This window comes from Arthrobacter sp. TJ-170 (assembly GCF_058269305.1).
The window spans coordinates 18,386-31,465 of sequence record NZ_JBZCNL010000010.1 but is presented as its reverse complement, the minus strand read 5'-3'; the positions used below and the strand labels follow the sequence as shown (position 1 = coordinate 31,465).

At 64.4% G+C, this 13,080-nt stretch carries 12 protein-coding genes; 7 read left to right on the top strand and 5 right to left on the bottom strand.

Annotated elements, in window-relative coordinates:
* The first annotated feature begins 7 nt into the window (after positions 1-7).
* Genes gcvT through lipA form a run of 5 tightly spaced genes read left to right on the top strand, consistent with a single transcriptional unit; the run spans position 8 to position 5,336 of the window.
* Entirely contained in the window at positions 8-1,141 is a 1,134-nt protein-coding gene (gene gcvT / locus AC4D1W_RS15510) for a glycine cleavage system aminomethyltransferase GcvT (protein WP_490899339.1), read from the top strand.
* 43 nt (positions 1,142-1,184) lie between these two features.
* Positions 1,185-1,568: a glycine cleavage system protein GcvH gene (gcvH, locus tag AC4D1W_RS15505; protein WP_490899338.1), complete on the top strand. Its 384-nt coding sequence runs from the start codon at positions 1,185-1,187 to the stop codon at positions 1,566-1,568.
* On the top strand, positions 1,565-2,887 hold the full coding sequence (gene glyA, locus AC4D1W_RS15500; protein WP_490899337.1) for a serine hydroxymethyltransferase: 1,323 nt from the start codon (positions 1,565-1,567) through the stop codon (positions 2,885-2,887). The genes gcvH and glyA overlap by 4 nt, the downstream gene beginning before the upstream one ends.
* Positions 2,888-2,917: 30 nt before the next feature.
* Complete coding sequence (locus AC4D1W_RS15495) at positions 2,918-4,315, top strand: L-serine ammonia-lyase (protein WP_490899336.1); 1,398 nt, start codon at positions 2,918-2,920, stop codon at positions 4,313-4,315.
* A 13-nt stretch (positions 4,316-4,328) separates the two neighbouring features.
* A complete protein-coding gene (lipA, locus tag AC4D1W_RS15490) occupies positions 4,329-5,336 on the top strand; it encodes a lipoyl synthase (protein WP_490899335.1) in 1,008 nt (335 codons plus the stop codon).
* Positions 5,337-5,349: 13 nt separating this feature from the next.
* Here the strand turns inward: lipA and AC4D1W_RS15485 are convergent, their stop codons facing one another.
* A complete protein-coding gene (locus AC4D1W_RS15485) occupies positions 5,350-5,910 on the bottom strand; it encodes a DUF421 domain-containing protein (protein ID WP_490899334.1) in 561 nt (186 codons plus the stop codon).
* Between the two features lie 168 nt (positions 5,911-6,078).
* Between AC4D1W_RS15485 and AC4D1W_RS15480 the strand changes: the two genes are divergently transcribed.
* Together AC4D1W_RS15480 and AC4D1W_RS15475 are read left to right on the top strand one after the other, a co-directional pair.
* Entirely contained in the window at positions 6,079-7,152 is a 1,074-nt protein-coding gene (locus AC4D1W_RS15480) for an alkene reductase (protein WP_490892652.1), read from the top strand.
* Positions 7,153-7,167: 15 nt separating this feature from the next.
* Positions 7,168-7,872, top strand: coding sequence for a YwaF family protein (locus AC4D1W_RS15475; protein WP_490899333.1), 705 nt, complete (start codon positions 7,168-7,170; stop codon positions 7,870-7,872).
* Here AC4D1W_RS15475 and AC4D1W_RS15470 read toward each other — a convergent pair.
* Genes AC4D1W_RS15470 through AC4D1W_RS15455 form a run of 4 tightly spaced genes read right to left on the bottom strand, consistent with a single transcriptional unit; the run spans position 7,865 to position 12,988 of the window.
* On the bottom strand, positions 7,865-8,677 hold the full coding sequence (locus AC4D1W_RS15470) for a bifunctional allantoicase/(S)-ureidoglycine aminohydrolase (RefSeq protein WP_490892650.1): 813 nt from the start codon (positions 8,675-8,677) through the stop codon (positions 7,865-7,867). The genes AC4D1W_RS15475 and AC4D1W_RS15470 overlap by 8 nt on opposite strands.
* A gap of 9 nt (positions 8,678-8,686) precedes the next feature.
* Complete coding sequence (locus AC4D1W_RS15465) at positions 8,687-9,952, bottom strand: DUF6986 family protein (protein ID WP_490899332.1); 1,266 nt, start codon at positions 9,950-9,952, stop codon at positions 8,687-8,689.
* Positions 9,953-11,551, bottom strand: coding sequence for a malate synthase A (aceB, locus tag AC4D1W_RS15460; RefSeq protein ID WP_490899331.1), 1,599 nt, complete (start codon positions 11,549-11,551; stop codon positions 9,953-9,955).
* Positions 11,552-11,560: 9 nt separating this feature from the next.
* On the bottom strand, positions 11,561-12,988 hold the full coding sequence (locus AC4D1W_RS15455) for an NAD-dependent malic enzyme (protein WP_490899330.1): 1,428 nt from the start codon (positions 12,986-12,988) through the stop codon (positions 11,561-11,563).
* Positions 12,989-13,080 lie beyond the last annotated feature (92 nt).

The following is a 13,080-nucleotide window of genomic DNA, read 5'->3' as shown; positions in this document are numbered from 1 at the left end:
TTTCACGATGACTGACAACTACACATCGCTCTATGACCAGCACAAGTTGGCCGGCGCCTCCTTCACCGATTTCGGGGGCTGGCAGATGCCCCTGAAGTACAGTTCCGAACTGTCCGAACACCACGCCGTGCGCAAGGCTGCCGGCCTGTTCGATCTGTCCCACATGGGTGAAGTCTGGGTGAGCGGTCCGGACGCCGGCGCCTTCCTTGACTACGCGCTGGCCGGCAAGCTGTCGACGGTGCCCGTCGGCAAAGCCAAGTACTCACTGATCTGCCAGGAAGACGGCGGCATCATCGATGACCTCATCTCCTACCGCCGCGACGAGGAGAAGTACCTTGTGGTGCCGAACGCCGGCAACGCCGCAGTGGTCGCGGCGTTGCTGGCCGAAAGGTCAGCCCGTTTCAATGTGGCTGTCAACGATGTCTCAGCCGAAACATCCCTGATCGCCGTCCAGGGTCCCACTGCCGGGGCCATCCTGCTGACGCTGGTCCCGGCCGAACAGCACCACCTCGTCACGGAGCTCAAGTACTACGCCGCTGTTGAAGTGGGAATCACGGTCAATGGCACTGTTCAGCAGCTTCTCCTGGCCCGCACCGGATACACCGGTGAGGACGGCTTCGAGATTTATGTTCCCAACGTCGATGCTCCGGCCCTGTGGGAAGTGCTCCTGGAAACCGGCGCTGACCAGGGGCTCATTCCTGCCGGCCTTGCATGCAGGGACTCACTGCGCCTCGAGGCGGGCATGCCGCTCTATGGCAACGAGCTATCCCGCGAAGGCGACCCCTACGCCGCAGGCCTCGGCCCGGTGGTCTCGCTGGCCAAGGAATCGGACTTCATCGGCAAGACCGCGTTGGCCGAACTCAAGGCTGCCGGTGCCGGCTCCACCACCGGCCGCAAGCTCGTGGGCCTCAAGGGCCTGGGCCGCCGAGCCGGCCGCAGCCACTACCCCGTCCTCAAGGACGGCAACGTTGTCGGCGAAGTGACCTCAGGGCAGCCCTCCCCCACCCTCGGATACCCGATCGCCATGGCGTATGTCGACGTCGAGCATGCCGAACCCGGTACCGCCCTGGACATCGACCTGCGCGGCAAGGCAGAGCCCTTCGAAGTCGTGGCGTTGCCGTTCTACAAGCGCCAACAATAGCTCCGGCTGCATCCAACGAACTCCAAACGTAAAGGAACGAATAATGAGCAAGGTTATTGCTGAACTGAAGTACTCCGCGGAGCACGAGTGGGTTGCCGGCGACGGATCCGGCCCAGTTGCGGTCGGCATCACCGCCGTGGCCACCGATGCCCTCGGCGACATCGTGTACGTGGACCTCCCCGAGGTCGGGGACACAGTCACGGCCGGCGAAACCTGCGGGGAGGTGGAGTCCACCAAGTCCGTATCGGACCTGTACTCCCCCGTTACGGGCGAGGTCACCGAAACTAACGGAGACGTCGTTGCGAATCCGGAGCTGATCAACAGCGATCCGTACGGTGCAGGCTGGCTCTTCAAGGTAACCGTGGCCGAAGAAGGCCCCCTGATGTCTGCCGGAGAGTACGCTGCAGCAAACGGCGGCGAACTGTGAGCCCGGCCGCCGCCACTGCGGCTTTCGAACAGGTTGTCTCACCGTCGCTCAACGCACAACTGTCCGACCTGGATCCTGAAATCGCGGTCAAGATCGACGACGAGCTGAACCGCCAACGCACCGGCCTGGAGATGATCGCCTCCGAGAACCACACGGCCGCGGCCGTGATGCAGGCGCAGGGCTCCGTGCTGACCAACAAGTACGCCGAAGGCTACCCCGGCAAGCGGTACTACGGCGGTTGTGAACATGTGGACGTCATCGAGCAGCTGGCCATTGACCGTCTGAAGGCCCTCTTCGGCGCGGAGTACGCCAACGTACAGCCGCACTCCGGCGCGCAGGCGAACGCTTCGGTGATGCACGCGCTGATCAAGCCTGGGGACACCATCATGGGCCTGAACCTGGCCCACGGCGGGCATCTGACGCACGGTATGCGGATCAACTTCTCCGGAAAGCTTTACAACGTCATTCCGTATCAGGTCCGCGAAGACGACCACCGGATCGACATGGCCGAGGTGGAGCGCCTGGCACAGGAGCACAAGCCGCAGCTGATCGTGGCCGGCTGGTCTGCATACGCCCGTCAACTGGACTTCGCCGAGTTCCGCCGTATCGCCGACTCCGTGGGCGCGTACCTCATGGTCGACATGGCGCACTTCGCCGGTCTCGTGGCCGCAGGGCTGCACCCCTCCCCGGTGCCGCACGCGCATGTCACCACCTCCACCACGCACAAGACCCTGGCCGGTCCGCGCGGGGGCATCATCCTGAGCAACGACGCCGCCATCGCCAAGAAGATCAACTCGGCGGTGTTCCCCGGCCAGCAGGGCGGACCGCTGGAACATGTCATCGCAGGCAAGGCGGTTGCCTTCAAGATCGCCGCCTCGCCGGAGTTCAGGGAACGTCAGGAGCGAGTCCTGGCCGGGGCCCGCATCCTCGCCGACCGCCTGGTCCAGCCCGACGTCACTTCCAAGGGAATCAACGTCATCTCTGGCGGAACCGACGTGCACCTGGTCCTGGTCGACCTGCGCAACTGTGAACTGAATGGGCAGCAGGCAGAGGACCGGCTCGCGGAAATAGACATCACGGTGAACCGCAATGCCGTGCCCTTTGACCCGCGTCCGCCGATGGTTACCTCCGGGCTGCGCATCGGCACTCCGGCACTGGCTACCCGTGGCTTTGGCGGAGCAGCTTTCGCGGAGGTCGCTGACATCATCGCCGAAGCATTAGTTGCCGACGCCGGCGCGGACCTCTCGGGCTTGCGTGCCCGGGTGGAGGCACTCGCGAATGCGCACCCGCTTTACCCTCGCGTCTCAAACCTCGCCTGAGAGCGGATCCTACCCAAGTAAGGAACGACCATGGCTGTTGGTGTATTCGACCTCTTTTCCATCGGGATAGGACCCTCAAGCTCACACACGGTGGGCCCCATGCGGGCTGCTGCGGTGTTCGTGGAGGAACTCAAGGCCAGCGGCAAGCTGGTTCACGTCAAGTGGCTGCGTGTGGACCTCTACGGTTCACTCGCGGCGACCGGCCACGGTCACGGCACCATGACAGCGATCCTGCTCGGCCTGGAGGGTTACCATCCCGAGGTCATCCTGCCTGATGAGGTTGAAGAGCGCCTGGCAGTCATCTCGGAGACCGGGACGCTGCAGCTGGGCGGCGCCGTTTGCCTGCCATACGGGGTCAAGGACATGGTGCTGCGTCCGCTCACCGTGCTTCCGCGGCACACGAACGGTATGACGTTCACTGTGTACGACGGCGAGGGCACCGCCCTTGCCGCGGAAACGTTCTACTCCGTCGGCGGCGGCTTCATCCTCCGCGAAGGCGAGGAGGCCAGCGCCCGACAGGAGTTGGAGGAGACGAAGCAGGAGCTCCCGCGCCCCTTCCGTACCGCCGCCGGGTTGCTGGAGCATTGCAGACTGGCCTCACTCAACATCAGTGAGGTCATGCTGATCAACGAAGAGGTTTCCCGGTCGGAGGAGGACATTCGCGCCGGCCTGCTGCACATCTACTCGGTCATGGAGAGTTGTGTGGAAAGTAGCCTCAAGCGCGAAGGCTTGCTGCCCGGCGGGCTGAAGGTCCGCCGTCGTGCTCCGGACTGGCATGAGCGGCTTCTAAAGGAGGACAAGGACCGAGACCCAAAGTATTGGCAGGAATGGGTCAACCTGGTGGCCTTGGCCGTCAATGAGGAAAACGCATCCGGCGGCAGAGTGGTCACCGCTCCCACCAACGGGGCCGCCGGCATCATCCCCGCCGTGCTGTACTACGCGCTGCACTTCGCGCCCGGTATGGAAAACGCCACGCAGGAGGACCGCGACGACGTCGTGGTGAAGTTCCTGCTGACTGCCGGCGCCGTCGGGGTGCTCTACAAGGAGCAGGCTTCCATATCCGGAGCCGAGGTGGGCTGCCAGGGTGAGGTGGGCTCGGCGTCGTCCATGGCAGCGGCCGGCCTCGCCGAGGTGATGGGCGGGACCCCGGAGCAGGTGGAAAACGCCGCGGAGATCGCCATGGAACACAACCTGGGCCTGACCTGTGATCCGATCGGCGGACTGGTGCAGGTCCCCTGCATCGAACGCAACGCGATCGCTGCTGCCAAGGCAATCAACGCGGCCAAAATGGCCCTCTGGGGTGACGGTACGCACCGGGTATCACTGGACGAGGTGATCGTGACCATGCGCGAGACCGGCAAGGACATGAGCTCCAAATACAAGGAAACGGCTCTGGGCGGCCTCGCCGTCAACGTCGTCGAATGCTGAAGGAAGAGAACCCATGACACTGGCACCAGAAGGCCGCAAGCTGCTCCGCGTTGAACAGCGCAACTCAGCAGTACCGGTGGAACGCAAACCTGAATGGATCAAAGCGAAAGTCCAGATAGGGCCGGAATACGTCCAGCTCAAGAACCTCGTGAAGAAGGAGGGTCTCCATACTGTCTGTGAGGAGGCCGGCTGTCCCAACATCTTCGAGTGCTGGGAGGACAAGGAAGCCACGTTCCTCATCGGCGGGTCTGAATGCACCCGGCGCTGCGACTTCTGTCAGATCGATACCGGCAAGCCCTCCCCCGTGGACAGGTTCGAGCCCACCAAGGTGGCGCGCTCGGTCAAGGCCATGCAACTCCGCTACGCCACCGTCACCGGTGTGGCCCGCGACGATCTCGAGGACGAGGGGGTCTGGCTCTACGCCGAGACCGTCCGCAAGATCCACGAGCTGAACCCGGGAACCGGCGTCGAACTCCTGATCCCGGACTTCTCAGGCAAACCGGAGCACATCGAGGCGATCTGTGACTCCAGGCCCGAAGTCTTCGCGCACAACGTGGAGACGGTGCCGCGGATTTTCAAGCGAATCCGTCCCGCCTTCCGGTACGAGCGGTCACTGGACGTTCTCACCCAGGGGCGGAACCTCGGCATGGTCACGAAGTCCAACCTCATACTGGGCATGGGAGAGACGAGGGAGGAGATTTCGCAGGCACTCCGCGATCTTCACGCTGCCGGATGCGATCTGATCACCATCACCCAGTACCTGCGTCCGAGCGAACGCCATCTTCCCGTCGACCGCTGGGTCAAGCCGCAGGAATTCGTGGACATCCAACAGGAGGCGGACGAGATCGGCTTCCTGGGTGTCATGTCCGGTCCGCTGGTGCGCTCTTCCTACCGCGCGGGCCGGCTGTGGGCCACCGCGATGCGCAAAAAGGGCCGGGCCATCCCCGCCGAACTCGCGCACATCGAAAGTTCCGGCAGCACCCGCCAGGAAGCCCGCTCGATTCTGTCCGCGCACGGCTGAGTTCTTAGGCCGGTCAGCGCTCCAGAGGTCCAGGCTTGAGCAGCACAGCCGGCAGCCGGTCGGCATCCCGTACGGCGGTCAGAAGCTCAGGGTCTATCAGTTCTCCACGCCGCAGCACGCTGACCGCGCCCGTAGATTCAAGTATCACGCAGGCCACCTCCGAGGTATCCCGGATTCCGGCCAACCGCAGCTTCGCGTACAGGTCCTCCTCGACAATGTGGGCACGCACCAGGTTCCCTTGAAGAATCTCCTGGCCTGCCATGAGCAAAATCGGACTATTGCTCACCGCGGACGCACCCAGACGGGTTCTGCGCAGCTGCCCAGCAGCTGCCTGCAGGGTGAATAGCGTTGCAATCCCAAGGGCGCCGGCAGCAAGGGTCGGGGTGTAACCGAGGATTGCCCTGCCCGCCACCGCTCCCATCGCAATGACCGCGGCCAGGTCGAAGCTCGACATGGTCGCCATGGTGCGTTGTCCCAGCAATCTGATCAGGATCAGGAACGTGCAGTAGATTCCCAACGCCGAGAGCACGACATACAGAGCTTCCGCTGGGCTCACCGCCAGACTGGACCACATAGAACTTCCTCCTGCTGGTTACCGCCGACCATCCACTCAGCCCGCTGTCCAATGCGTCTTCCAGCCTACGGCGCACTAGCCTTCGCATGTGATCCACGTCCCACCCGGAATAGCTTCTCCCGCAACGGTGCTTCATCCTATGAATGCTTTCGTGAAAGGACCTCCCGCATGCTGTTCTCCCCGATCACCCTTGGCGAGCTGAAACTGCCCAACCGCCTCGTCATGGCGCCGCTTACCCGCTGCCGTTCCGGCGAGGACGGTGTTCCCGGGCCCATCGTGGTCGAGCACTACCGTCAGCGCGCATCCCTTGGGCTGATCGTCAGCGAGGGGACGTATCCCAGCCACGCCGGCCAGGGCTTTCCTGGCCAGCCGGGACTGGTGACCGAGGAACAGCTCGAAGGCTGGTCACGGGTCACTGACGCCGTTCATGCTGAAGGCGGCCGCATCTTCGCTCAGGTCATGCACGCGGGTCGCGTCACCCACGGGGACACCAATGGCGGCCGTACCGTCGTCGGCCCAAGCCCCATCGCTATCGATGGCCTGACCCGCACCTACAAGGGCAAGCAGCCCTACCCGGTGCCGCATGCGTTGACGCCCGCGGAGATTCAGGGCGTCATTCAGGAGTTCGTCCAGGGCTCACTCAACGCCATCAAGGCCGGGTTCGACGGCGTCGAGATGCACTCCGCCAACGGTTACCTTCTCCACGAATTCCTCTCCCCCGCTGCCAACCAGCGCGATGATGAGTACGGCGGCTCGCCTGAGAACCGGGTGAGGTTCGTTGTCGAGGTAGTGAAGGCAGTCGCCGAAGCAGTCGGCGCAGAGCGCGTGGGCATCCGCATCTCTCCGGAACACAACGTCCAGGGCGCAACCGAACTCGACCATGAGGATCTCCGCCGCACCTACTCACTGCTGACGCAGGCTATTTCACCGCTGGGCCTGGCGTATCTCAGCGTGCTGCATAAGGAGCCCGCCGGTGAGCTCGTCCGGGAACTGCGCGAACAGTTCGACGGCGCGTTCCTGCTGAACACAGGGTTCGGCATCATGACCACGCGGGATGAGGCGATCGCACTGGTGGAGAACGACCTGGCCGACGCCGTCGTCGTCGGCCGTCCGGCCATCGCCAATCCCGACCTGGTGCGTCGCTGGAAGGAAGACCTGCCGGTCAACGAACCGGACATGGCAACCTTCTACACCAGCGGCGCCGAGGGCTACACGGACTACCCCGCCTACCAGCCGGCTTAACCTTAGGCTGTCACCATGGATTTGCCTTGGGCGGTACGGGTATTCACCCCGTACGGGATCACGCACTGGGGCCTCCTGGTTGTAGTCACCGTCGGTTCGGCGCTGCTGGTGATCCTCGGGCGTCGATACCGGTGCAGCCCCGGCAGCCGTACCTTCTCACGTGCGTTCGCCTCGGTGCTCCTGGCGTACGCGTTGACGATGCTGGTCTTCCGGCTCCAACCTTCCCAATGGGACATTGATTCCTCCTTGCCGCTGCACATTTCGGACCTCGCCTGGATGGTGGCTGTCTACGCCCTGTGGACCCGGCGGAAATGGGCTTTCTCGATGACTTACTACTGGGGGCTTACCCTGATCCCGCAGGCGATGATCACTCCTGCTGTCAGACCCGGTTTTCCGGATATCTACTTCATCGACTACTGGGTCCAGCACGCTTTGGTGTTCTGGGCAACCGTATATCTCACCTGGGGTCTCGGAATGCGGCCGAACTGGCGCGGTTACGCCACGGTTGTGACGGCCACCCTTGTGTGGGCTGTGCTGGTGTTCGGGTTTAACGCGATCGCCGGGACGAACTACGGTTTTCTCAACGCCAAGCCTCCCGATGCCTCAGTGCTGGACCTGATGGGAGATTGGCCCTGGTACCTGGCCGTTGAAGTTGCCGTCGCCCTCACCCTTTGGGCACTGATCACCTGGCCCTGGACGCGAAAGCCCCTGGTCAGGTGAGCTTGATCTGCCGGTTCACGTCCTTGTACAGCAGGTACCGGAAGTTGGACGGCCCGCCCGCGTAGCAGGCCTGGGGGCAAAAGGCCCGAAGTGACATGTAGTCGCCCTCCTGGACCTCCACCCAGTCCTGGTTGAGCCGGTACACGGCCTTGCCTTCCAGCACGTAGAGGCCATGCTCCATGACGTGGGTCTCTGCGAAGGGAATGACGGCGCCGGGTTCGAAGGTGACCACGTTGATGTGCATGTCGTAGGCCATGTCATCGGTCGGCAGCATGCGGGTGGTGCGCCACTTGTTCTCCGTGCCGGGCATCGCGCCGGGCTCGATGTCCTGCTCGTTGCCCACACGCGCTTTCGGGGTGTGCCCGGCGAGCGGCTGGTAGGCCTTGCGGATCCACTGGAACTTCGCGGGCTCCGGCGCGGAATTGGACACCTCCCAGTCGGCACCCGGCGGGACGAACGCGAAGCCGCCCGGCGTGAGGTCGTGGAGTTCGCCGTCGAGTTTGACGGTGAGCGTGCCCTCGAGGAGGAACACGAAGGACTCGACTCCGGCCTCGGGTTCGGGGTCAGTGGATCCGCCGCCCTGCGATACCTCCACGAGGTACTGGGCGAACGTCGTCGCGCCGCCGGCCACCGGGCGGTTCAGGATCCAGGTGCGGGTTCCCGTCCATTCAGGGAGTTCGCTCACCACGATGTCGCGAAGGACCCCACGGGGAATCACAGTGTAGGCCTCGGTGACGACGGCGCGTCCGGTCAGCAGGTCCGTCTGCGGAGGCAGTACGGATTCGGGTGCGTAGTAGTTGCTCAACGTTAGTCCCTAAATGTTCTCAGCTGTTTCAGGAAGTTTCCGCGGATGCGCGAGGGCTTCCAGGTCGGGAAGGGATATGCCGGCCAGATCGTTCACTTCGGCCTCGGTGACGGCGCCGCAGAGCACGCCGCGGTGGACGAAGCGGGCAAGGGCCCGGGCGGTTGCCGGCTCATCGAGGATCGCGCTCTCGATCCGGTGCACGTAGTTCCGAAGCCGCGTGGCCGCTGCCGGAAGGCCCTCCCGGTAGAACGCGTACGTGGCGATGAACCGGCTGGGCAGCTGCGCAGGGTGCAGGTCCCACCCCTGGTAGTAGCCGCGTTCCAGCGAGCGCCGCACCAGCCGGGCGTGCAGTGCCCATGCCGCGGACACCTCGGCGTCGGTGCCGACGGGCAGGATGTTGGTCGACCCATCCGACAGCCGGACACCGGTGCCCGCGACCGCCACCTGCATGACCTGCTTGGCATAGTCGGCCGCAGGGTGCTCCATCGACTGGTAGGCGGCGGCAATCTGCAGCGAATCGCTGTAGTCGTACGTGCCGTAGTGCAGGGCGGACACCCGGCCCTGCGCGCGGTGAAGCAGTTGTGCAACAGGCACGGTGCCGTCGGCAGCCAGGATCAGCTGCGGCGTTTCCATCTGCACCTCGAACCGGAGCCTTCCTGACGGAAGGCGATGCACGGCTTCGAGTCGCTCGCATGCGAACACCATGGCCTCGACCTGTGCCACCGTCGACACCTTCGGCAGTGTCAGCACCAGGCCCTCGGGAAGCGGACCTTCAGCGAGCAGTCCGCCCACAAAGAGATCCAGCGTCCGCAGCGCACGACGGCGGGTCGGCTCCTCGAAGCATTTGAAGCGGATGCCGATGAACGGCGGCGCGATCCCGTCCCGCACCGCCCGGGCCACCGCAATGGCCGCGCGGGCAGCGTCGGCGTCCTCTTCGTCGTCGGGCCGGTTGCCGTACCCGTCCTCGAAGTCGAGCCGCAGGTCCTCGATCGGCTCGGCGGTGAGCTTCGCGCTCACCAGCGTGCCGACGTCGTCGTTCACGTTCAAAGTGCTGCACAGCGCGCCCATGCCGCCGGCGCGTTCGACGGCGGCAATCGCCTCACGCCCCCAGTCGACCGGGAGCGAAGGCTGATAGCGGTCGGCGGGAACATACACCGTATGCACGGGCTGCCGCGCGCCGCCGTCGCCGGGATAGTTGAAGCGCAGGAGGCGATCGGTGTCCGTGAGTTTAGAGTCGATCGCGGCATAGTCGTCAAAACCGAGAGCGAACTCCACTCAGCTCACCAACTCATAGGCGGGGAGGGTGAGGAAATCCGTGTAGTCCTCGGAGACGCAGATGTCCGCGATGAGGCGGCTTGCCGGCTCATAGAACCTGGTGAACGCTTCGTCGCCGACTTCGCCGTGAAGCCTCTCGGTTTCCTCCGCGAGGATCGAGTTCACGAGTTCGGGGGTGACCGTATTGCCGGTGTCGGCCAGCACCACCTTATTCCGGATCTGCTGCCAGACCTGGGAACGGGAAATTTCTGCCGTTGCTGCATCTTCCATCAGGTTGTGGATGGCGACTGCGCCGTTGCCCGAGAGCCACACTGCAACGTAGGCGACGGCGACATACAGGTTGGCGCGCAGGCCCACCTCGGTGACGTCGCCGTCGGCGGATTCCACATCGAGGAGTTGCTCTGCAGTGACCTCGACCTCGGGCCGCTGGCGGTCAATCTGGTTCGGCTTATCGCCCAGCACGGCATCGAAGACCTCACGACACACCGGCACGAGGTCGGGGTGGGCAACCCAGGAGCCGTCGAAGCCGTCATTCGCCTCGCGGGTCTTGTCGGCTCGGACCTTCTCGACGGCCTGCGCCGTGACCTCGGGTTCGCGGCGGTTGGGGATGAACGCGGCCATGCCGCCCATGGCGAACGCGCCGCGACGGTGGCAGGTCTTCACCAGAAGTTCGGTGTACGCCCGCATGAACGGAGCCGTCATGGCAACCGACGCGCGGTCAGGCAGGATGAAGGATTCACCGCCGTCGCGGAAGTATTTGATGATGCTGAAGAGGTAGTCCCAGCGGCCGGCGTTCAGCCCGGAGGCATGGTCGCGCAGTTCGTAGAGGATCTCGTCCATCTCGAACGCCGCCGATATGGTCTCGATCAGCACGGTCGCGCGGATTGAGCCCTGCGGGACCCCGACGTAGTCCTGTGCGAACACGAAGAGGTCATTCCACAGGCGCGCCTCGAGGTGGCTCTCCAGCTTGGGCAGGTAGTAGTAGGGGCCGCTGCCGGTCTCGAGGAGGTGCCTGGCGTTGTGGAAGAAGTGCAGCCCGAAGTCCACCAGCGCACCGATGGCCGGTTCACCGTCGATCGTGATGTTCTTCTCGGGGAGGTGCCAGCCGCGTGGGCGGGCAACGACGACGGCGAGCGGCGCGTCCGCCCGCAGCGCATACTCCTTGCCCTCGGGCGAGGTGTAGCTCAGCGATCCGCGGGCCGCCCGGTACAGGTTCACCTGGGAATCAACGACGTTGTGCCAGGTGGGCGAACTTGCATCCTCGAGGTCCGCAAGCCACACCTTGGCGCCCGAGTTGAGGGCATTGATGGCCATCTTGACCGGGGATGCCGGGCCGGTCATCTCCACGCGGCGGTCCTGAAGCTGCGGGGGGGCTGCCGCGACGGTCCAGTTGCCCTTGCGAATTTCGGCAGTCTCCGGAAGGAAGTCCAGCCTGCCGGTCTTCGCCACTTCCTCCCGGCGTTCCGCGCGGGCGGTCAGCCGCTCGTTCCGCGTTGTCCGGAATTCCTGGTGCAGCTTCTCGATGAACTGGAGCGCCTCCGCGGTGAGGATGGTCTCCGCGCCGTCGACCGGCGCCTTATCCGTGAGTTCGATAGACATGTCCTGCTCCTACTCTGCTGATACTGCGGCGGGGCTCTGATCCGCTGAACCGGCGGAGGCGTGAGCTGCTGCGGCAACCGCTGCGGCAACGTCGCCTGCGACGTGCGGATCAAAGACGCTGGGAATGATGAAGCTGGCGTTGAGTTCATCATCGTCCACCCGGGCGGCGATTGCGACAGCCGCGGCAACGAGCATTTCCGGCGTGATGTCGGAGGCGCCGGCGTCGAGCAGTCCCCGGAAGAAGCCCGGGAAGGCGAGCACGTTGTTGATCTGGTTCGGGAAGTCACTGCGGCCGGTGGCGACAACGGCGGCGTGGCGTGCGGCGATGATCGGGTCGATCTCGGGATCAGGATTGGCCATCGCGAAGACAATCGCCTGGTCAGCCATTGAAGCGATCTGCTCCTCGCCGAGGATGTTCGGGCCGCTGACGCCGATGAAGACGTCCGCACCGGCCAGCGCTTCATGGAGTGATCCGGCGAAGGCGTCCTGGTTGGTATTCTCCGCGATCCAGCGACGGTGCTCGTCGGTGTGGGTCTGCCCGCTGTGGATGGCGCCCTTGCGGTCGCACGCGACGATGTTCTTCGCGCCCTGGGCCTGTAGCAGCTGGATGATGGCGGACCCGGCGGCGCCGACGCCCGAAACGACAATGCGCACGTTCTCGATTCGCTTGTCCACGACGCGGAGCGCGTTGGTGAGCGCGGCAAGAGTCACGATAGCGGTGCCGTGCTGGTCGTCGTGGAAAACCGGGATGTCCAGTTCCGCGCGGAGCCGGTTCTCGATTTCGAAGCAGCGCGGTGCAGCGATGTCTTCAAGGTTCACGCCGCCGTAGACGGGCGCGAGCGCCTTGACGATGCTGATGATTTCCTCGGTGTCCTGGGTATCCAGGCAGACGGGCCAGGCGTCCACGTTGGCGAACTGCTTGAACAGGGCGGCCTTGCCCTCCATCACGGGCAGCGCGGCAGCCGGGCCGATATTGCCGAGGCCCAGCACGGCCGAGCCGTCTGTGACCACAGCAATGGTGTTGCGCTTAACGGTCAGGCGGCGGGCGTCGTCGGGATTTTCCGCAATGGCAAGACAAACGCGTGCGACGCCGGGAGTGTAGGCGCGGGAGAGATCGTCGCGGTTGCGCAGCGGAACCTTGGGGACGACTTCCAGCTTTCCGCCGAGGTGCATCAGGAAGGTGCGGTCGCTGAGCTTCTTGACGTGAACGCCGTCGAGCGCGTTGAGCGCATCGCGGACGCGCTCACCGTGCGCGGCGTCCGTGGTGTTGCAGCTGACATCCACCACGATGCTGTCGTGGTGCGACTCGGTGACATCGAGGGCTGTGATTGACGCGCCGGCAGAGCCGACGGCAGCGGCCAGCTCCGCAGTAGCGGTAAAGCTCGACGGCGCCTGGACGCGCAGGGTGATTGAGTAGCCGGGGCTAGGACTCGCCATTGAAGATCCTCCTGGGTGCGGCCGTTCCCGGCCTGCTCTGTGTTTCCGTATTATGGATATTATTATCTGTCTTATGGAAACACAAGCCGGTC

What these genes read in the sequence shown, in the direction of transcription:
- AC4D1W_RS15455 (WP_490899330.1), bottom strand. Translation starts at nt 12,988, where the DNA reads ATGGCGAGTCCTAGCCCCGGCTACTCAATCACCCTGCGCGTCCAGGCG.
- gcvT (WP_490899339.1), top strand. Translation starts at nt 8, where the DNA reads ATGACTGACAACTACACATCGCTCTATGACCAGCACAAGTTGGCCGGC.
- AC4D1W_RS15475 (WP_490899333.1), top strand. Translation starts at nt 7,168, where the DNA reads ATGGATTTGCCTTGGGCGGTACGGGTATTCACCCCGTACGGGATCACG.
- gcvH (WP_490899338.1), top strand. Translation starts at nt 1,185, where the DNA reads ATGAGCAAGGTTATTGCTGAACTGAAGTACTCCGCGGAGCACGAGTGG.
- AC4D1W_RS15480 (WP_490892652.1), top strand. Translation starts at nt 6,079, where the DNA reads ATGCTGTTCTCCCCGATCACCCTTGGCGAGCTGAAACTGCCCAACCGC.
- lipA (WP_490899335.1), top strand. Translation starts at nt 4,329, where the DNA reads ATGACACTGGCACCAGAAGGCCGCAAGCTGCTCCGCGTTGAACAGCGC.
- aceB (WP_490899331.1), bottom strand. Translation starts at nt 11,551, where the DNA reads ATGTCTATCGAACTCACGGATAAGGCGCCGGTCGACGGCGCGGAGACC.
- AC4D1W_RS15485 (WP_490899334.1), bottom strand. Translation starts at nt 5,910, where the DNA reads ATGTGGTCCAGTCTGGCGGTGAGCCCAGCGGAAGCTCTGTATGTCGTG.
- AC4D1W_RS15495 (WP_490899336.1), top strand. Translation starts at nt 2,918, where the DNA reads ATGGCTGTTGGTGTATTCGACCTCTTTTCCATCGGGATAGGACCCTCA.